16 protein-coding genes and 1 pseudogene are annotated in these 18,739 nt (G+C 63.6%); 10 read left to right on the top strand and 7 right to left on the bottom strand.

Annotated features, from left to right (window positions below):
- Positions 1–36 precede the first annotated feature (36 nt).
- The 4 genes from HHL22_RS22490 to HHL22_RS22505 all read left to right on the top strand — a co-directional run bounded on the left by HHL22_RS22490 (position 37) and on the right by HHL22_RS22505 (position 6,438).
- Positions 37–720: an ABC transporter ATP-binding protein gene (locus HHL22_RS22490; protein WP_169533681.1), complete on the top strand. Its 684-nt coding sequence runs from the start codon at positions 37–39 to the stop codon at positions 718–720.
- Between the two features lie 21 nt (positions 721–741).
- On the top strand, positions 742–3,099 hold the full coding sequence (locus HHL22_RS22495; protein WP_169533682.1) for an FtsX-like permease family protein: 2,358 nt from the start codon (positions 742–744) through the stop codon (positions 3,097–3,099).
- 213 nt (positions 3,100–3,312) lie between these two features.
- Positions 3,313–4,860, top strand: coding sequence for a TolC family protein (locus HHL22_RS22500; protein ID WP_169533683.1), 1,548 nt, complete (start codon positions 3,313–3,315; stop codon positions 4,858–4,860).
- A 474-nt stretch (positions 4,861–5,334) separates the two neighbouring features.
- The gene (locus tag HHL22_RS22505; protein WP_317172734.1) at positions 5,335–6,438 is read left to right on the top strand and encodes a PA14 domain-containing protein; all 1,104 of its coding nucleotides are present in this window, start codon (positions 5,335–5,337) and stop codon (positions 6,436–6,438) included.
- A gap of 104 nt (positions 6,439–6,542) precedes the next feature.
- Here HHL22_RS22505 and HHL22_RS22510 read toward each other — a convergent pair whose 3' ends face one another.
- Entirely contained in the window at positions 6,543–7,415 is an 873-nt protein-coding gene (locus HHL22_RS22510) for a helix-turn-helix domain-containing protein (protein ID WP_169533685.1), read from the bottom strand.
- A gap of 216 nt (positions 7,416–7,631) precedes the next feature.
- Here HHL22_RS22510 and HHL22_RS22515 point away from each other — a divergent pair, with 216 nt between their 5' ends.
- The 6 genes and pseudogenes from HHL22_RS22515 (at position 7,632) to HHL22_RS23790 (ending at position 14,447) form a co-directional block, all read left to right on the top strand.
- Positions 7,632–10,034 carry a xanthine dehydrogenase family protein molybdopterin-binding subunit gene (locus HHL22_RS22515; RefSeq protein ID WP_206680761.1) on the top strand — a complete coding sequence of 801 codons (2,403 nt, stop codon included), beginning with the start codon at positions 7,632–7,634 and terminating at the stop codon, positions 10,032–10,034.
- A 140-nt stretch (positions 10,035–10,174) separates the two neighbouring features.
- Positions 10,175–11,227, top strand: coding sequence for an aldo/keto reductase (locus tag HHL22_RS22520; protein ID WP_169533686.1), 1,053 nt, complete (start codon positions 10,175–10,177; stop codon positions 11,225–11,227).
- 84 nt (positions 11,228–11,311) lie between these two features.
- Complete coding sequence (locus HHL22_RS22525; protein WP_169533687.1) at positions 11,312–11,839, top strand: (2Fe-2S)-binding protein; 528 nt, start codon at positions 11,312–11,314, stop codon at positions 11,837–11,839.
- 90 nt (positions 11,840–11,929) lie between these two features.
- Positions 11,930–12,921, top strand: a pseudogene (locus HHL22_RS22530) (FAD binding domain-containing protein).
- An 80-nt stretch (positions 12,922–13,001) separates the two neighbouring features.
- On the top strand, positions 13,002–13,574 hold the full coding sequence (locus HHL22_RS22535) for a Crp/Fnr family transcriptional regulator (protein WP_169533688.1): 573 nt from the start codon (positions 13,002–13,004) through the stop codon (positions 13,572–13,574).
- Positions 13,575–13,688: 114 nt separating this feature from the next.
- The gene (locus HHL22_RS23790; RefSeq protein WP_206680762.1) at positions 13,689–14,447 is read left to right on the top strand and encodes a nuclear transport factor 2 family protein; all 759 of its coding nucleotides are present in this window, start codon (positions 13,689–13,691) and stop codon (positions 14,445–14,447) included.
- Positions 14,448–14,888: 441 nt separating this feature from the next.
- Here HHL22_RS23790 and HHL22_RS22545 read toward each other — a convergent pair whose 3' ends face one another.
- The 6 genes from HHL22_RS22545 to HHL22_RS22570 all read right to left on the bottom strand — a co-directional run bounded on the left by HHL22_RS22545 (position 14,889) and on the right by HHL22_RS22570 (position 18,651).
- On the bottom strand, positions 14,889–15,554 hold the full coding sequence (locus HHL22_RS22545) for a DUF1579 family protein (protein WP_169533689.1): 666 nt from the start codon (positions 15,552–15,554) through the stop codon (positions 14,889–14,891).
- Positions 15,555–15,643: 89 nt separating this feature from the next.
- Positions 15,644–16,114: an SgcJ/EcaC family oxidoreductase gene (locus tag HHL22_RS22550; RefSeq protein WP_169533690.1), complete on the bottom strand. Its 471-nt coding sequence runs from the start codon at positions 16,112–16,114 to the stop codon at positions 15,644–15,646.
- 5 nt (positions 16,115–16,119) lie between these two features.
- Positions 16,120–16,605 (bottom strand): nuclear transport factor 2 family protein, encoded by a 486-nt coding sequence (locus HHL22_RS22555; protein WP_169533691.1) that lies wholly within the window; start codon positions 16,603–16,605, stop codon positions 16,120–16,122.
- Positions 16,606–16,676: 71 nt separating this feature from the next.
- Positions 16,677–17,636 (bottom strand): DUF5777 family beta-barrel protein, encoded by a 960-nt coding sequence (locus HHL22_RS22560; protein ID WP_169533692.1) that lies wholly within the window; start codon positions 17,634–17,636, stop codon positions 16,677–16,679.
- Positions 17,637–17,641: 5 nt separating this feature from the next.
- Positions 17,642–18,211, bottom strand: a complete 570-nt coding sequence (locus HHL22_RS22565; RefSeq protein ID WP_169533693.1) for a YceI family protein — start codon at positions 18,209–18,211, stop codon at positions 17,642–17,644.
- 41 nt (positions 18,212–18,252) lie between these two features.
- Positions 18,253–18,651 carry a hypothetical protein gene (locus tag HHL22_RS22570; protein WP_169533694.1) on the bottom strand — a complete coding sequence of 133 codons (399 nt, stop codon included), beginning with the start codon at positions 18,649–18,651 and terminating at the stop codon, positions 18,253–18,255.
- Positions 18,652–18,739 lie beyond the last annotated feature (88 nt).

An 18,739-nucleotide genomic window follows, 5' to 3' on the forward strand; every position in this document is an offset into this window, starting at 1 on the left:
TAGAACATAACAACTACCAGAAATTAAGTAAATCTCATGATTAAGACCGAAAACCTGGAAAAGGTGTACCGCACCGAAGAGGTGCAAACCAAGGCGCTCAACCACGTCTCGCTGACGGTGGAGCAGGGGGAGTTTGTAGCCATCATGGGCCCCTCGGGCTGCGGCAAATCGACGCTGCTCAACCTGCTAGGGCTGCTCGACGAGCCCGACGGCGGCAGCCTGCAACTGCTGGGCACCGAAACCAGCCGCTACTCCGAGCGCCAGCGGGCCGAGCTGCGCAAGCGCAGCCTGGGCTTCGTGTTTCAGAGCTTCAACCTGATTGACGAGCTGACGGTGTTTGAGAACGTAGAGCTGCCCCTGCGCTACCTCGGCGTGGGGGCCGCCGAGCGGCGGCAGCGGGTAGAGCAGGTGCTGGAGAAAATGCAGCTGCTGCACCGGCGCAACCACTTTCCGCTGCAGCTCTCGGGCGGGCAGCAGCAGCGCGTGGCCGTGGCCCGCGCCGTGGTCAATGCCCCGCCGCTGCTGCTGGCCGACGAGCCCACCGGCAACCTCGACTCGGCCAGCGGCCACGACGTGCTGGGCCTGCTGACCGAATTGAACGAGGCGGGCACCACCGTGCTCATGGTCACGCACTCCGAGCACGACGCGCGGTATGCCCGGCGTGTCATCCGCCTGCTCGACGGGCAGGTGGTGCTGGAACACAGCCGCAGCCAATTCTAACCGACTCCTCCTCTTTCGGCCATGCTTCCCTACCCCCTGCTGCTCCTCTACCGCAACTTTAAGCGGTTCAAAAGCACGTTTTTCATCAACCTGCTTGGCCTCTCGACCGGCCTGGCCTGCGCGCTGCTCATCTACTTGTGGAGTAGCGACGAGCGCAGCTTCGACCGCTACCACGCCCTGGACGGCCGGCTCTACCAGGTGCTGGAAAATCGCCGCACGGCCGCCGGCATCGAGACCCAAACCGGCACCAACCCGCTGCTGGCCGAGGTCCTGCGGCGGGAAATGCCGGAGCTTGAGTTCGTGGCTACCACTACGCCGGTCCCGTTCTTCCCCGGCTTCACGCTGGCGGCGGGCGGCCAGCACCTCAATGCCGTCCCCAAGTACGCGGACCCGGCCTTCTTCCAGCTGTTTTCCTACCCCCTGCTGGTGGGTACCCCCGCCACGGTACTGCGGGATAAAAACGGCATTGTGCTCTCCCAAGCCCTAGCTACCAAGCTCTTCCACTCGCCGCAGAACAGCCTGGGCAAAGCCGTGGAATGGCAAATGGCCGACCGCAAGCAGACCTGCCTGGTAGCCGGGGTGTTTGCCGAAGTGCCCCGTAATTCGTCCGAGCAGTTTGACTGCGTGCTGCCCTTTGCCGCCTTCAAGGACCAGATGCAGATGGGCGAGGTCATCAAGTGGGACGACGACGGCCCCTTCACCACCTACCTGGCCTTGAAGCAGGGGGCCGACCCCGCGCAGTTTCAAGCTAAGCTGGCGGGCTTGCTGAAAACCAAAAGCGCGCAGGCCCAGGCTCAGGGGCGCACGCTGTTTGTGCGGCCATTCGCGGCGGGGTACCTGCACGGCACCTACGAAAATGGCGTCGCCACCGGGGGGCGCATTGTCTACGTGCGGCTGTTTGCCCTGATTACCGCCCTCATTCTGGTGATTGCCAGCATCAATTTCATGAACCTGTTCACCGCCAAGGCCTCGCGGCGGGTCAAGGAAGTGGGCATTCGCAAGGCCTTAGGGGCGAGCCGCGCCGCGCTGGTGGGGCAGTATCTGACTGAGTCCGTGGTGATGGCCTTGCTGGCCCTGGTCGTGGCCGTGGGGCTGGTGCAGCTCGTGCTGCCGCAATTCAGCGCGCTGACGGGCAAGCCGCTGGCCCTGCGCTGGGAGTGGCCGCTGGTGGCCGCCAGCCTGGCCCTGGCGCTGGGCACGGGGCTGCTGGCGGGCAGCTACCCCGCGTTCTACCTGTCGGGTTTCCAGCCGGCGGCCGTGCTGAAAGGCAAGCTGCCGACCCGGGCCGGCGACGTGTGGACGCGGCAGGGCCTGGTGGTGCTGCAATTCACGCTCTCGGTGCTGTTCATTGTGGCCGTGGTGGTCGTCAACGCGCAGCTGGCGTTTGTGCAGCGCCAGCCGCTGGGCTACGATAAGGCCCACGTGCTCCGCTTTGATACGGGCGGCAAGGCGGCGCGCCAGCAGGCAGCGTTTCTGGCCGAGGTGAAAAAATTGCCCGGCGTCGGGCAGGCGTCCAGCGTCCTGGGCGGTTTCCTGGGGGGGCACCACGTGGAGGAGATGAGCTGGCGGGGCAAGCGCCTGCCCGTGGCAACAATGCTAATCAACTATGACCTGGTGGAAACGATGGGCCTGCACCTGGTAGCCGGCCGCAGCTTCGCGCCGCAGTTTCGCGCCGACAGCGCCGCCATCCTCGTCAACCAAACCCTGGTGGCCGGCCTGGGAATGCCCGACCCCGTGGGCCAACAGCTCGACGGGCGCCGCATCGTGGGCGTGGTCCGCGATTTTCACTTCGAGTCCCTGCACGAAAAAATCAAACCCCTGCTCCTCCAGCTCGACCCCTCGATAAATACGGTGCTGGTGAAGCTCCAGCCGGGCGCGGAGCAGGCCACGCTTGCGCGGCTGCGGCAGCTGTACGCCGCCTACAACCCCGGCTTTCCGCTCGACTACTCATTTCTGGATGCCGACTACCAGGCCCAGTACGTAGCCGAGCGGCGGGTGGCGGTACTCGCCCGCTACTTCGCTGGGCTGGCCATCCTCATTTCCGCCCTGGGCCTGCTGGGCCTGGCGGCCTTCACGGCCGAGCGACGGCGCAAAGAAATTGGTATCCGCAAGGCCCTGGGCGCGAGTGAGCTGGGCATCGTGTGGCTGTTGACCGGCAGCCTGACCTGGCTGGTGGTTGGGGCCATCGCGCTGGCGCTGCCCCTGAGCTACCTGCTGCTGGAACGGTGGCTGGAAGGCTTTGCCTACCGCGTGGCGTGGCAGTGGTGGTACTTCGCCGCCGCCGGCCTGGGGGCCCTGCTTGTGGCCTGGCTCACCGTGAGCGTGCAGGCCTGGCGCGCCGCCCGCCGCGACCCCGTGCTCAGCCTACGGGCTGAGTGAGGGGAAGCTAGTTGGACGCTCTGACTGCACCCTTCTCAAGGCCACTGTTGCGAGGCAACTTCGCTCATCGTGCACCCTCCCTAATCGGGAAGCGTCGCTCAATAGATTGGCCTGGTGACATTTTCTGCTTTTACACTAGTGACGACCCCAAACAGGTCTGGTTTTAACGAAAATCAAGTGATTACCCCACCTTTTCTTGCCCTTTTCTCTGCTGTGACTGCACCAAGTATCCTAGGCCGGCGCGGCGGTGTTCCGCTGGTCGCACTAACGATGCTGCTGGCCGTTCAGCCCTTGGCGGCTCAAATCGCGCCCCAGCCGGCGCGTCCGGCCTCGCCGCCCGCAGCGGCGCTGGCCACGCCCGGCACGGCGGCCACCGGCCCCTGGGGCTTGCAGAGGGCCATCGACTACGCCCTGGAGCATAATATTGGGGTGCGCCTCAACCAACTGACGGTGCAGAGCAATGCTCAGGTACTGCGCCAAAGCAAGGCCGCGCTGCTGCCCACGGCCAACCTCAGCGCCACTCAAGCCTGGCAGTACGGTACCAGCGTCAACCCGCTCACGTTCGTGTTTCAGTTCCAGACGGTGCGCTCGAACAACTTCTCGGGCAGCTCGCAGCTGGTGCTGTTCCAGGGCTTTCAGCTGCGCAATACCATTCGGCGCAACGCCCTCGACCTGCAAGCCAGCCAGGCCGATGTAGAGAAGGCACGTAACGACCTAAGCCTCAATGTAGCCTCGGCTTTCTTGCAGGCGGTGCTGGCCCAGGAGCTGGTGCGCGCCAACCAGTTTTACGTGACGCGCGACCAAGAGCAGATTGCCCGCACTAAACTCTTGCTGCAAGCCGGCAGCATTCCGGAAAGTACCCTGCTCGATAGCCAAAGCCAACTGGCCACCGACGAGTTGAACGTCGTCAATGCCCAAAACCAGGCCACCATCGCTCGCCTGAATCTGCTGCAGCTGCTTAATCTGGACCCAGCTGCCAATCCTAATTTTCAGCTAGAGGTGCCCAACCTACCCGACCCCGACGAAGAAAGCGTTCTGGCACTGAATACCAGCGAGTTGTTTCAGGGCGCGGCCACCCGCCAACCCGAAATCAAGGCCGCCGACCTGCGGGTGCTCAGCGCCGGCCGCAGCGTGAAGCTAGCCCGCGGTGCTTACTACCCGCGCCTGCTGTTGGCCGGGAGCATCTTCAGCGGCTTTTCGTCGGCGCGTACGGTGCCGCAGAGTGGCGGCGACTCAACGGCGCAGCGCCTTACCTTCTACGTGCCAAACCCTACCACGCCCGGTGGGGCACTCACGCCGCTGAACGTCATTACCTACCAGCCCAGCGCGCTGCCCCAGAACTACTGGGACCAGCTCAGTCAGAACCTGGGCCAGCAGGTGCAGTTCGCCCTCAGCATCCCGATTCTCAACGGCTTGCAAGTGCGCACCAATGTGCAGCGCACCCTTATCAACGCCCAGCAGGTGCAGTTGCAAGCCGAGCAGGCCCGCCTCACGCTGCGCCAAAGCATTGAGCAAGCCTACGCCGACGCCCGCGCCGCCCAGCTGCAGTACGCCGCTGCCACCCGTCAGGTGGCTGCCCTCACCACTACGCAGCGCAACGCCGAAATCCGCTTCAACAACGGCCTGCTTAGCGGTACGGAGTTTAACGTGACCAAGAACAACCTCAATTTTGCTATCTCCAACCAGCTGCAAGCCAAGTACACGTTTATCTTCCGCCGAAAGGTGCTCGCCTTTTACGATGGGAAGTCGCTAGCGCAGTAAGAAGCGCCCGCCCTAGAGCGGATTAGCGAGTGATGTTGCTGGTCTTGCGTTGCTTTCGCAGGAGTTGCTCTAAGAGCCGATTCTTCGGCTTTACAGCAGCAGGGCGGGCGTGTGCTGTGCCGGGTGCCGACAAGTACAGGTAGCGGCTCGCTTTTGTGGGCGCGTGGCCTTGATAGGCAAGCTGCTGCGCCGCCAGCGGCACACCAGCTCCGTGGCCGCGCTGCCCGGCCGGGGCAGCCGCGCCAATTACTTAGACGTGCCTGTCTAGCTGTGGCTCGTGGCTCAGGTGGAGTTGACGCCACAACTCTTGTCGGTCCTTTTACCTTCTTCTCTATGCCCCTGCTGCCAGTTGCCTCATCCGGGTGGCCCCATCTGCGGCCACGCTGCTTACGTTCTCGCCTAGGCAGCTACTTCCTTGTGGACTGGGTCAACTTCGCCGCGCGACGGCTGGCTTGGCCACTAGGAGTATTGAGCGTGCTCAGTCTCGGGCCGCAGTTCAGCTGCGCGCAAACTGCCGCCGGGCTACGCCCAGGCCTACGGGGCGACTACTACGAGGGGCTGAATTTTGAGCACCTGGTCCATACCCAGCGCGATGCTCATCTCGACTTCGACTGGCACGAGCAAAGTCCCGTGCCGGGGGTGCCCGCCACATCGTTTACCGTCCGCTGGACGGGCTGGCTGGTCCCGCCGGTAACGGGCCGGTATATCCTGCATCTCACGGTGGACGATGGCGTGCGCCTCTGGCTGGACCAGCGCCTGCTACTGAATGAATGGCGGGGCCAGTATCTAAGCGTGTATCAGGTAGCCATTGATTTACAGGCCGGGCATGCCTACCCCCTGCGGCTGGATTACTGTCAGTATTCGGCCACTACGCGGCTGCTGCTAAGCTGGGAGCGCCCGCGCCAATCGGAGGCCCCGGCTTCGTGGCATACCCTGTGGGGACTCACAACGGAGCTGCTGAGTAGCCGTTATCGCGAAGTAGTACCTGCCCGTGCGCTTGTTACCAACTGGTCGCCGGCCCCGCGCCCGCTCGTCGGCCCGCGGCCTGGCACGAGGCCGCCCGCTAAGCTGGTGACAAACCTGCGCCAACGCCGCGCGCGACCAGCCCCGACACTGCCCCGGCCTCAGCCGCGTACCCCCTCCGAACCCCTGCTGGTGAAGCGCACGCACGTAGTCCAATTAATTAGTGCTCCGCGCGCGAACGCGCGCGACACGCTGGCGCGCCAGCTAGCCTCGGGAGTGGCGGTTACCTGGCACGCCTTATACTTCCCCCAAGGGCAGGCAACGCTCCTGCCCGCCGTGGCGGCTAGCCTGGATACCCTGGTGGGGGTACTTCGGCAGTACCCCCACCTGCGCCTGGAGGTGCAAGGTCACACCGATAACCAGGGAGACGCGCTGCTAAACCAGCACCTCTCCTACCAACGAGCCGTAGCCGTGTGCACGTACCTGACGGCGCACGGAATTGCCGCTAGTCGCCTGCAGCCCCGAGGGTTCGGGGATACGCAGCCCGTGGCTGACAACCGGGAGCCCGCACAACGCCCCCGCAATCGGCGGGTAGTGCTACAGCCTATCCCCTAACGCAGTACGGTCAGCACAAGGCGCGCGGCTTAAGCGCTTCTCTTTCCTATGAACACTATATAAGTTATTGATTATCAATAATATTTAATCCAATAAAGGCCTTATTAGCATTGCTGTCGAAATGCCTTCGGTGATATGCCGGTCTGCTTGCGAAAAAAGCGATTGAAATACGTAGCCTCCGCAAAGCCCAGGCCCTGGGCAATATCGGCGATGGGCCAGTCGGTATGCCGTAGCAGCGCCTGCGCTTCCTGGGCGATGCGCTCGGCCAAATGGCCGCTGGTTGTGCGGCCGGTGGCAGCGCGCACCACCCGGTTCAGATGGTTGACTTGCACGCCCAGCTGCGCGGCAAACGCCTGCGCGCTGTGCAGCGCCAGGGGCTGCGTGGGCGAGGCCACTGGAAACTGCCGCTCCAGCAGCTGCAGAAACCGCGCCGCCAGGCGAGTGGCCGGGCCGGGTGGCGGGGGCGGGTCCTGGTTAGATTGCAGCCGCAGGGCCACGTGCACCACCTGCTGCACGTGCGTACGCAGCAGCTCGTACTTGTGGCGGTAGCCCGAGGCTAAATCGGCCAGCATCCGCCGGAAAGTCTCGCTTAGCCAGGCAGTCTGGTCGGGATCTAGGTGGAAGCGCGGATTGGCCCCCAGGCGAAACAAAGGCGACTCCTGCAGCGAGGCCGAGCGGTCAACGCCGGACAGAAATGCGTTGGTGAATTCGCAGTAAAAGCCCGTGAGGCCGGTTTGTTGTTGGCACGAATACGGCAGCAGCGGATTGAAAAACAGCAGGTCAGCGCCGCCGATGGTCAGCGTCTGCCCCGCGTATTGCACCAGCGCCGTGCCCCCCGTGTAGAGGCTGATTTTATACGCGCTGCGCTGCCGGTAGGGCATCGCCAACTGGCTGGCCGTCATCGTGGTGGTATCGAAGGCCTGCACTGTAAACTGGTCGTAGTCCAGCCGGTCGGGGATTAGGGAAGCACTGGTCACGGCTACCCAGTACGGGAAAGCCAGGAGCGAGTTAGCCGCTGGTTGCGCGGCAGCTACCTGGCCAGCAACCAGCCAGTAGAACTAGCGGGTGCCTGACCAGTTGGCCGGTTAAGTAAGTAGCTAGCCAAACCGACAAACTTGGTTGAATAAGTCAAGAAATTGCTTGAATAGTGCTGGATAAGCGCAGGCGTAGCAATGTCCTTTGTACCCCTGCCCGTGGCCAAGCAAGCACTGCTTGCCGGCTTCGCTGCTCCTGCCGCCGCTCCCACCATCATTTTAGCTCAGCCCCTGCGCATGACAACTATAACCGGCACCCTGCTCAACGCCGCTACCACCTTGGCGGGCAAGGCCATGAAGCTCACGCCCGACCTGCAGCCGGACCCGCTGCTGCACGCCGATAAGTTCGTGAGCCAGCCCTACCCCCGCGTAGATGGCCGCCTGAAGGTGACCGGCAGCGCGCGCTACAGCGCCGAGTTCCCAGTAGACGGGCTGACTTACGCCGCGCTGGTGCACAGCCCCATTGCCAAGGGCAAGATTACGGCCCTCGACACGGCGGCGGCCGAGGCCGTGCCGGGCGTGTTGGCGGTGATGACTTACCTGAATGCCCCGCGCCTGCAAACCCCTTCTTACGCCTACGTGGTGAGCATGGCCAACCCGCTGGCCGGCTCCACCACCACGCTGCCCATCATGCAGTCGGCCGCCATCACCTGGAACGGCCAGCCGGTGGCCGTGGTGGTGGCCGAAACCCTGGCCCTGGCCCAGTACGCAGCCAGCCTAGTGCACGTGCGCTACGAGGTGGAGACCCCGCGCCTGACGCTGGCCCACCACCAGGACCAGGCGTTTAAGCCCGATCACGTGGTACTGCTGCCGGCCGACGTGACCAAGGGCGATGCCGAGGCCGCCCTGCCGCTAGCCCCCGTGCGCGTGGATAACCTGTACACCACGCCCTACCTGAACCACAACGCAATGGAGCCCCACGCCACCACGGCCAAGTGGGACGCGGCGGGCCGGCTGACGGTGTACGACTCCACGCAGTACCCCGTGGGCGTGCAGGAGGCCCTGATGGAAGTGTTTGACCTGAAGACCAGCGAGGTGCGGGTTATCACGGAATTCGTGGGCGGGGCCTTCGGCGGCAAGGTAGCCATGTGGCAGAATACGCCGCTGGCCGCCGCCGCCGCCCGGCTCGTGGGCCGGCCCGTGCAGCTGAGTCTGGCGCGGGCCTCGGTCAACTACCTGGTGGGCGGACGCACCACCACCGAGCAGCGCGTGGCCCTGGGCGCGACGGCCGACGGGCAGCTCACAGCCGTTATCCACTCGGGCTACTCCATGTGCACCCCGGACGTATACGCCGAGCAGTTTTCGGTCATGGCCCGCCACCAGTACGCCGCGCCTAATATTCACTCCTTTCAGCGCGTGGTGGAGCTGGACCGGGTGCAGAACTCCTTCATGCGGGCCCCCGGCGAAACGCCCGGCTCCTTCGCCCTCGAATCGGCGATGGACGAGCTGGCTTATGCCTTGAAGATGGACCCACTGGCGCTGCGCCGCCGCAACGAGCCGGTGCGGGACCCCACCGAGGACACGCCCTTTTCGAGCCGCCACCTGCTGGAATGCTACGACCAGGGCGCCCGCTTTTTCGGCTGGGACCCCGCGCGCCCCGCCCCCGGCACCACCCAGCGGGGCGAGTGGCTGGTGGGCACCGGCGTGGCCGGCTGCTACTACCCCGTGCAGCCGCTGCCGGCCACGGTGCGCGCCCGCCTCACGCCCGCGGGCGACGTGACGGTCTTCACCTCGTCGGTAGAAATGGGGGTCGGCGCGGCCACCATCCAAACCCAGCACATTGCCGAGCGCTTCGGCGTGGCCTTCGAGCGCGCCCACTACGTGCAGGGTGACACCGACCTGCCCCAGTGGCGGGCGATGGGCGGCTCGGCGGCTACGGCCTCCGTGGGCGCGGCCATCCGCGCAGCGGCCGATAAGCTGACCGACGAGCTGTTTAAGCTGGCGCAGGCGGATAAAGATTCGCCGCTGCATAAGGCCGAGCGGGGTGCCGTGGCGCTGCGCACCGGCGGCCTCTACCTGACCAGCGACCCAACTACCGGGGTTGCCTACGCCGATTTGCTGGCCGGGCAGGACAAGCCGTTTTTCGAGGTTGAAGGCTCGTCGCCGCCCCCGACCGAGGGCGCGAAGTACTCAATGTCTTCCTACGGGGTGCACTTTTGCGAGGTGGGCGTGCACGCCGACACCCGCGAGGTGCGGGTGCGCCGCTTCGTGACGGTCATGGACTGCGGACGCATCGTGAACCCAAAAACGGCGCGCTCCCAGATTCAGGGTGGCATCGTGATGGGCCTGGGCATGGCCCTGATGGAGGAGTCGGCCTACGACGAGCGCACGGGCCGGCTCATGAACCCGGACTTGGGCGAGTACCACGTGCCGGTGCAGGCCGACCTGCCAGCGCTCGACGTGCATTTCCTCAACCTGCCCGACCCGCACATGACCCTAGGCGTGAAGCCGGTGGGCGAAATCGGCATCGTGGGCTCGGCCGCCGCCCTGGCCAATGCCGTGTACCACGCCACCGGCATCCGGGTGCGCGACCTGCCCATTACGGCTGATAAGCTGTTGTAAGGTGGGTTATTCAACGTGTAGTCCCCCTCCCCAGCCCCTCGCCGCTTGCTGCGCGGAATCCTTCGGGGAGGAGGCCCGGGAGTGAGTGGGGTTACCGCAAGTATAGCCTACCCCCTCCTGAAATTTCAATTCTTCCCCTTATGCCCCTTACCAATTTTCGCACGCTTGGCCGCTCCGGCCTCATCGTCAACCCATTGGCGCTGGGCACCATGACCTTCGGCACGCCCCGCTGGGGCTCGCCCGATGACGTGTGCGAAGCCATCTTCAACGCCTACGTGGATGCAGGCGGCAACTTCGTAGATACGTCCGACATCTACGCCGGCGGGCACAGCGAGGAGCTGCTGGGCCGCTTCGTGGCCCAGCGCCAGCTGCGCGACCAGGTGGTGCTGGCTACCAAGTTTACCTGGAACGCCTCGCGCGGCAACCCCAACGCGGGCGGCAGCGGGCGCAAAAACATTTACCGCGCCCTGGAAGGCAGCCTGCGCCGCCTGCAAACCGACTACGTGGACGTGTACTGGCTGCACGCCTGGGACGTGGTGACGCCCGCCGAGGAGCTGCTGCAAACCTTCGGCGACCTGGTGCGGGCCGGCAAAATCCGCTACTTCGGCCTCTCCGATGTCCCGGCCTGGTTTATGACCCAAGTGGCGGTGCTGGCCCAGGCCCACGGCGTGCCCGGCCCCATTGCCGTGCAGCCGGAGTACTCGCTCACCGAGCGCAGCATCGAGCGCGAGCACGTGCCCGCCGCCCGCGCCCTGGGCCTGGGCGTGGTGCCCTGGAGCCCGCTGGCGGGCGGCTTTCTGGCGGGTAAATACGCGCGGCAAGACGCGGATAAGGGCAGCGGTGAGGGGCGGCTCAGCGGCCCCTCACCGCTGGGCGACACCAAGTTTACCGACCAAAACTGGCGGGTGCTCGACGTGCTGCGCACCGTGGCCGGGCAGCTGGACCGCCCGCTGCCGCAGGTGGCCCTGGCCTGGGTGGCGGCCCAGCCGGGCGTTAGCTCCATCCTGCTGGGGGCCAGCAAAGTAGCGCAGCTGCGCGCCAATCTGGCCGCGCTGGAAATCAAGCTGACGGCCGAGCAATTGCGCGCCCTCGACCAAGTGAGCACGCTGGAGCTGGTGCATCCCTACCAGATTGCGACGCCCGAGGTCAACCGCAGCATCTTCGGCGGCCACGCCGTGCGCGGCTGGCAGTAGGCGCGGCGGACCAGGCAATTAGGCAGAACTCGTTGATTTAGCCAGGCAACTGAAATTATTGCTTTGTCAATCCATAGTTTCTAAATGTACCTTCTCGTGACTCATCCGCTGGCTGCGGCGGACACGCTGGCCCCCGCCCTACCCCTCACGCTGCGCGTCAACGGGCAAGCGTACTCCCTCCCCCTGGCCCCGTGGACCACGCTGCTCGACGCCTTGCGCGAGCACCTGCACCTGACGGGCACCAAAAAAGGCTGTGACCACGGCCAATGCGGGGCCTGCACCGTGCTCATCGACGGCGTGCGCATCAACTCCTGCCTGTCGCTGGCCGTGCTGCACGAGGGGCACGCCATCCAGACCGTGGAGGGCCTGGGCAGCGAGCAGCAGCTGCATCCCTTGCAGCAGGCATTTATCGACCACGATGCCTTTCAGTGCGGCTACTGCACGCCGGGGCAGCTCTGCTCGGTTCAGGGCCTGCTCCACGAAGGCCACGCCCGCACCGCCGCCGACGTGCGGGAGCTGATGAGCGGCAACCTCTGCCGCTGCGGGGCCTACAAAGGCATTCTGGCCGCCGTGCTGGAAGTAGCGGGTAAGGAATTAGGCATAAGCAGCTAGCCGGCCGAACGGCTAAGCACTCTACCCCTTCCGCCAGCGGCTGGCCCTCGTCCACCAGGTTCCTTTTTCATACTCTCTAATTAGCTACTAATGAACAGCTTCACCTTTGCCCAAGCGCCTACCGTGGCGGCGGCCTTGCAGCAGAAGATTGCTCACCCCGGGGCCGCCTACCTGGGCGGGGGCACCAACCTCGTCGATTTGCTGAAGCAAAACATGGCCCGCCCCCCGCACCTCATCAGCGTCAACCAACTGCCGCTGGCCGCCATCGAGGAACTGCCTAGCGGTGGGCTGCGGCTAGGGGCGCTGGCCACCAACGCCCAAACCGCTTACCACCCTGCCGTGCAGGCCCGATACCCGCTGCTGAGCCAGGCCATTCTGGCTGGGACCTCTCCGCAGTTGCGCAACATGGCCACCAACGGCGGCAACCTGCTCCAGCGCACCCGCTGCTACTACTTCTACGACCTGGCATTCTACGACCTGGCAGCGCCCTGGGCGGCTACAACCGCGTCTGCGGCATCTTGGGCACTTCGGAAAGCTGCATCACGACTCACCCCTCGGATATGTGCGTGGCCCTGGCCGCGCTCGAGGCGGTGGTGCGCGTGCAAGGGCCGGCCGGCGAGCGCACCATCAAGTTCGAAGACTTTCCTCGCCTGCCCGGCGACACGCCCGAGCAGGATACTAACCTGGGGCCCGACGAGCTGATAACGGCGCTTGAGTTGCCCGCCAACGGCTTTGCGCCGCACAGCACCTACCTTAAGCTGCGCGACCGGGCCAGCTACGCCTTTGCCCTGGTGAGCGTGGCCGTGGGACTGGAGATGGACGGCAACACCATCAAAACTGCCCGCTTGGCGTTGGGCGGCGTAGCCCACAAGCCCTGGCGCGACCCGAAAGCCGAACAGTTGCTGGCCGGCCAGCCGGCATCCGGGGAATTATTTACGGAAATAGCGGCCCGACTCACGGCCGGCGCGGTGGGCTACGAGCATAATACCTTCAAGATTGAGTTGGCCCGGCGCGCCGTTGTGCGGGCCCTACGGCAGGCGGCGGCCCAGGCGGCCACGCCAGCCGCGCTGACTGCTCACTAAGAGCGGCGACGCACGTAACAACTACGGTAGCAGCGCATTTCGCCCACCTGACTATTTGTAGCAAATTAGTCGAGAAAGCTATGTACACCGCCATTCTAGCCAACGTGGCTCGCTACGTGGCGCTAACGGCCGCCGAGCAGCAGGCGTTTACAAACCAGCTCCAGCCGCAGCACGTGGCCCGCCACGGCCTGCTTCAACCAGCTGGCCCCCCGGTCCGCTACCTGGCGTTCGTGGTGCGGGGCTGCGTGCGCACCTACACCACGGATGCCCGCGGGCGGGAACACGTGCTGGCCTTTGCCCCCGAAGGCTGGTGGAGCAGCAACTTTACCAGCGCCCTGTCCGCCCCGCGCGCCTACCTGAGTCTGCAAGCCTTGGAAGACACCGAGGTGCTGCTGCTGCGCCTCGACCAATTGGAGGAGCTCTGCCTGCAGGTGCCCAAGTTTGAACGCTTCTTTCGGCTCTTGTTTCAGAACGGCTACCTGCTGGCCCAGCGCCGCCTCACCGCCCGCGCCCACCTTTCTGCCGAGGCGCGCTACGCCCGCTTTTGCCGCCACTACCCGCAACTGCACCAGCGCGTGGCCCTCAAGCATATTGCTTCCTTCCTAGGGATTACCCCCGAGTTCTTGAGCACGCTGCGCGGCCGGCAGGTTTAATTTCTTAAACTAGTTTAAGGAGCGTAGCGGGTCCCAGCCGCCAGTTTTGCGCGGCTTTTCCGGGTCATATCTGTCCCGAGCCGGCCGGCTCATCTACTCATTAACCCATATGCCATGGCAACTTCCACCCCTACTTCATTTGATGCCTACCTACCCATTTGGGTTATTTACCAAGCCGCTTGGTCCAATATCAGCGCGGGCGAACGACATTATCTGCTGACCAGTAGCGTGGGCGCCGACTGCGTCTACACTGACCCGGACACGCGGCCCCTGAGCGGCTACGGCGAGCTGATGCCCTACCTGGATAAGTTTCAGCGGGACTACCCCGGCACTTGGTTTCAAAACCAGCGGCTGGCTACACACCACGGGCACGGCCTGGCCGATTGGACCATGTTCGAGGCCAACGGACAGCAGCTGGCCGGCACCAGTTACGCCCGCTACGGGGCCGACGGGCGGCTCACGCGCATGACCGGCTTCTTCCCCTCGCCCAAGAACCCCTTGCAAAACGAAGCGCAACTGGCCACCTGGAACGCTTACCAGGCCGCCTGGGCCGGCAGCAGCGCCGCAGAGCGGGAGCAGTTGCTAGCCCGTAGCGTGGCCGACGACGCCACGTACGCCGACCCCACGACCGAATGCCAGGGCCGGACCGCGCTCATGGCCCATATTGAACAGTCGCAGCAGCAACGGCCCGGCGCGACGTTCCAAAACGATAAGTTTCTGGTGCATCACGACCAAGCGCTCTCCTGGTGGACGATGCGCGGCGTGGACGGGGCCACGCTGGCGACCGGCACGAGTTACGCCCGCTTTGGCGATGACGGGCGCCTGACGCAGATGACGGGTTTTTTCAATTCGGCCCCGGCAGGCAACCAGTAAAAAAGCGCCGCATTGCTGTTTAGCTACTTGCTAAACTTCCAGCAACTACAAGCTCTTTCTCTAAACTAACCCTTACTCCCTCGTTCATACCCACGTTTTTTGAAATACCTCGCCTCGACGGAATTCGACTCCCTAGTCTCAGCGTTGTTTTTTGTTCGTGCTCTAGTGCGGATGAGATAAGTAAAGTCATTGATTGCAATCAATTGACTAGCAACATTAAATACTCCAATAAGGGCCTCATCGTTGGTATATTATGCTAATTTGTCACCCGTGCTAAACCACCTGTTACAGCAGGTAAAAGCTTCACAAACCGGTCATTTTGCTTTGCAGTAACTAACTCGTGATGAGCGAACTGCTATAGCTTAATGTGCTGTATTTTCCGTTTTCTGAGAACATCCCTACTAGAGGCGAAAGCCCTAGCCTGACTCGCCTACCTTGCAGCTACTGGTTTTTCGTGCGGGTGTACGTCAACTCGGTGGTAATCACCTCTTGCCCGGCCACGAACTCGTGCCGGGTGAAGACGAAATGGTCGTGGTCGGTAATGCGCACGGTGTCCTGAAACGTGAATTTCGTACCTAGTGGCATATCCCGGTGGATATGCGACACCGTTTCGCCCGCGTACGTAATCGTCCTGGTCGCGGGGTCGTAGGTGCCTTCCGTCGTGATAATACCGGTATCCAGCTCGTTACTAAAGCTGGCGGTCACAAATTTTTTCTTCACCTTATCATAGCCTTCCAGGGTGACGTCACTGTAGGGCACCAGCTCGCCCGCAGACCACGCCATTTTTAAGGGGGCCCCGGTCGTTTCCGTCCTAAAATAGCGGCCGTTCAACAGGGCTGTCCGGACTACGGTGCCCCTAAACTCGAAGGTTCTTTTCGCCGGGCCAGGCAATGTATGCCGGCCCACAAACGCCCAGGTGCCGCTCAGGCTGGCGAGCAGCTGATGGTTTTCGTCGGGGGTGGCCACTTCCGTTAGCTCGGCCTGACTGGGACCTGGGTTGGTAGCGGGCAGCGGGGCGTCTTTCTGGCTTTGGGCCAGCACCGGCATCGCCAGCGGTGCCCACGCCAGTACGCCGAGTAGGTTGCGAGCGAAGGGGCGCTTTTTCATGCGGTTTTGGGGCGTTCAGTTCCTGTTCTTCCTACCAATTGGCACCTACCGGCTTTAGCCGGAGTAGCCGACTTTCAGTGCCTAGTCGATTACTTGACGCCCGCTTCTAGCTTGGCATTCTGGCCCGCGCTAATGCGCCACGCGCTGTCGCGTTGGGTGAAGACGAGGGTGCGGCGGAATTCAAAAGTTTGGCCGGGGTAGCGCGTATCGCCGGTCAGGGCCGTGCGCACGTGCACCAGCGCAACATCGGGTTTGAGGAAGCTGATGTCCTCCACGGCCCGAGTGGTAAAGTGCGACGTTTTGAAGTAAGAACCATGTACGGTGGCATAATGGGCTTGAATGGCGGCTTGCCCTTTAGAGTAAGCCCCAAACCAGTTCACCCAGGTCGCGTTTATCTGGTATTGAGCCGCCAAGCCCAGCGCATCATGCCGGTTCCAGGCTGCTTCATACTGGGCGAGTACGGCCTGGATAGCCGCTCGGGCGGTGAGCGTATCGCCTTGTTGCGCCGCCGCCCCGAAGGTTAAGTTGCTACCCAATAGGACCAGAAGGGCAGTTTTCATAACGGCTAGTTTTTAGCGGTTCGCTTGGCGGGCAGCTCCTTGCTGTGCATCACGGCCACTTGCCAGCGCCCGTCGCGCTGCACCCACACGGCCAGTATTTGCAGGGTCGAGGTAAACACTTTGCCAGCTTGGCCCGGGCCGCTAAACTTCACGGCGGCTACCGTCACGGCCGTCGGGCCGTAGACGTTCACCGTTACCGGGCTCGCCACGGCAACTGTTGCGAAGGGCCACTCCTTGGAGCTGACATACGCCAGCTCTGCTTTGCGATTCATGACTTCGTTGTCGGGCGCGTAATGGCGGTACTCGGTGGCGAAGAGGCGGTGCAGCGCGGCGGTGTCGCGCTTTTGCGCCGCAGTGGCCACTTGGGTTAGCTGCGCGGTGAAGGCTCGCACTTCGGCCGTGCTGGCCAGGCCAGGTGTTGGCCGGGCGGGTTGGGCGATGCCGGGCAGGGCCAGCAGGGCTAGGCAGAGAGTGGCAAAAAAGGCTTTCATAAGTGGCTGAAGGAAAGTGGATTTATGGTAATTCTCAGAGCGTACGCTTGCTTTTCAACAGCGGGCCGCCCTCATTTTTTGTGTTTGCCCAGGGCAAAGCGCCGCGAAATCGTGAACCCCCACCGAAACTGGCCCTTCGTCCAGGACGCGCGCGTTTCGGGAATGAACTGGTTTTCCAGAATGGCGGCCGAGTTGGTGAACGTCAGGGCGAACACGTGCCCGCCCGTTTCGACTTCCAGGCCCACGCCCAGCGGGTTGTAGAACTCGACGCCCAAGGTGCGGTAGTAGGCGCGGCTTGCGCTGCTGCGGTGCACCAGCACGTAGTCGGCAATCAAGCTCAGGCGCTGGGTAAACCGAAACCGGCCGCCTACCCCCAGGGCGGGCACCGTATTATCGTCGTGTTGCTCCACCAGCACGCGGTGCCCTACGGTGGGCAGCAACGCCAGCGAGAGCCGGTCGTTGAATTTGCGCGTGACGATGACCTGCCCCACGAAGCTCCAACGGTCGGCGGGCCGCCGAAACGTGCTGGCCAGCGACTCGTCGGTGGTGGCCGTCATGCCCGACACGACAGCGTTGCCAAACAGCGCGACGCCCACCGGGCGGCTGCCGCCCCGGTTCTGTTCCAGCAGCTTGTACTTCAGGCTTCCTTCGTACAGCTCCCGCTGGGCCGTGTTGCCTTTGGCCCGCGCCAGGCCCACCGTCAGGCGGTCGGTGAGGCCGTAGTCGAACCCAATACGGATATCAGTCGAAAAATCCAGGCCGTAAAAGGTCCGGATGCCGCCGTCCTTGCCGGCAATATCGCCGAAGCGGTGCATGACCTGAAAGTCAAGCTCGTGGCGCGCAATCGACTCGTTGGACCGCAGGTTGACGATGCGCGGCGACTTGAACGTGGCCGCCACCGGCTGGCGGGCCGCCGCCAGCGAATCGGAAGCCCCGGCAAAGAGCTTACTCAGGTCTTGGTCTTGGGCCTGCGCGCCCAGGCCGGCCAGCATAAGCCCGCCCACCAGCCCCGCTAAACGGAAAGTACTCATGGCAGCTACAGCTTAGAGGCCAAGGGTTTAGACTCGTAAACCGCCTTTACGGTCACCTGTACCTGCTCCGCCACCTTGGTTACTACCAGCGTGGGAATGTCGATGTGATGGTCTTTGAGCGCGATGGTAAAGCTGGCCGCGACAGCTAGCTGGTGGTTGCTCACCGTTATCGTACCGGGCACTTGGTAGGGTTTCTCCACCCCGTGCAGCTTCAGCTTACCGGTCACCAGCACCGGGTAGCTGCCGTCGTGCTCGGTATCCACGGCCCCCGTGTACTGCCCCGTAAACTCCGAAAACGGGTATTTGGCGCTCTCCATGTAGTTGTCGTTGAAGTGCTCCTGCATCAGCTTGCGCGGAAACTCAAACGACGTGTTATCCACCTTAAAATAGACGGTGTGGTTTTTCGGGTCGAGGGCCGACATGGCCCGGCTGCTTTTCGCGTCGATGTTTTCCAGGGGCGTGCTCGAAAAGAAGGCGAGCTGCGCCGAGCGGGTCACGAAGAGGGTTTGGGCAGCGGCGGGCAACTGGCCAAGCGCCCCGAACAAGGCAAGCAATAAGAGGGAAAAGCAATGCATAGCAAGCTCACTAAATGAGAAGGAGTTATGAAAAAACGGCGCTACTTTTCGGGCGCGCCTCGGTCGAGCCAGGCTTGCAGCAAGGCTTTCTCTTCGGCCACCATGGGCCGGGCGATGGGCATGTTATCCTGCTCGATGGAGGCCACAATCTTGAGGCTATGGTCGGCGGCGTTGCGGTAGGTGTGCTCGTTGGTCCAGGCGTCGAGGGCGGCCTTGGTGCTGAGGCTGGAGGCTGGGTTGTGGCAGGTCTTGCAGCGCGTATTGAGCAGCAGGCCGATGTAGTTGTCGTAGCTCACGTTGGCCGGCGTGATGCCTTGGCGGCTAACAACCGTGGTGGGGGCCGGCTCATCTGCTTTATCGGCGCAGCTGCTGGCCACGATACCGGCCCAGCCCACGGCGGCGGCCCCTAGCAGCAGGCGGGTAAGCACGGGCGGCTTCATGCCAGTAGCCTGCCGGGGGGAGTACGTAGGCACCACACCGAATCGGTGCTGACCGGTAGCTGCGCTAGCCCAGCAATTCCTAGCAGAA

Source organism: Hymenobacter polaris (assembly GCF_012927305.1).
GTDB classification, from domain to species: Bacteria; Bacteroidota; Bacteroidia; order Cytophagales; family Hymenobacteraceae; genus Hymenobacter; species Hymenobacter polaris.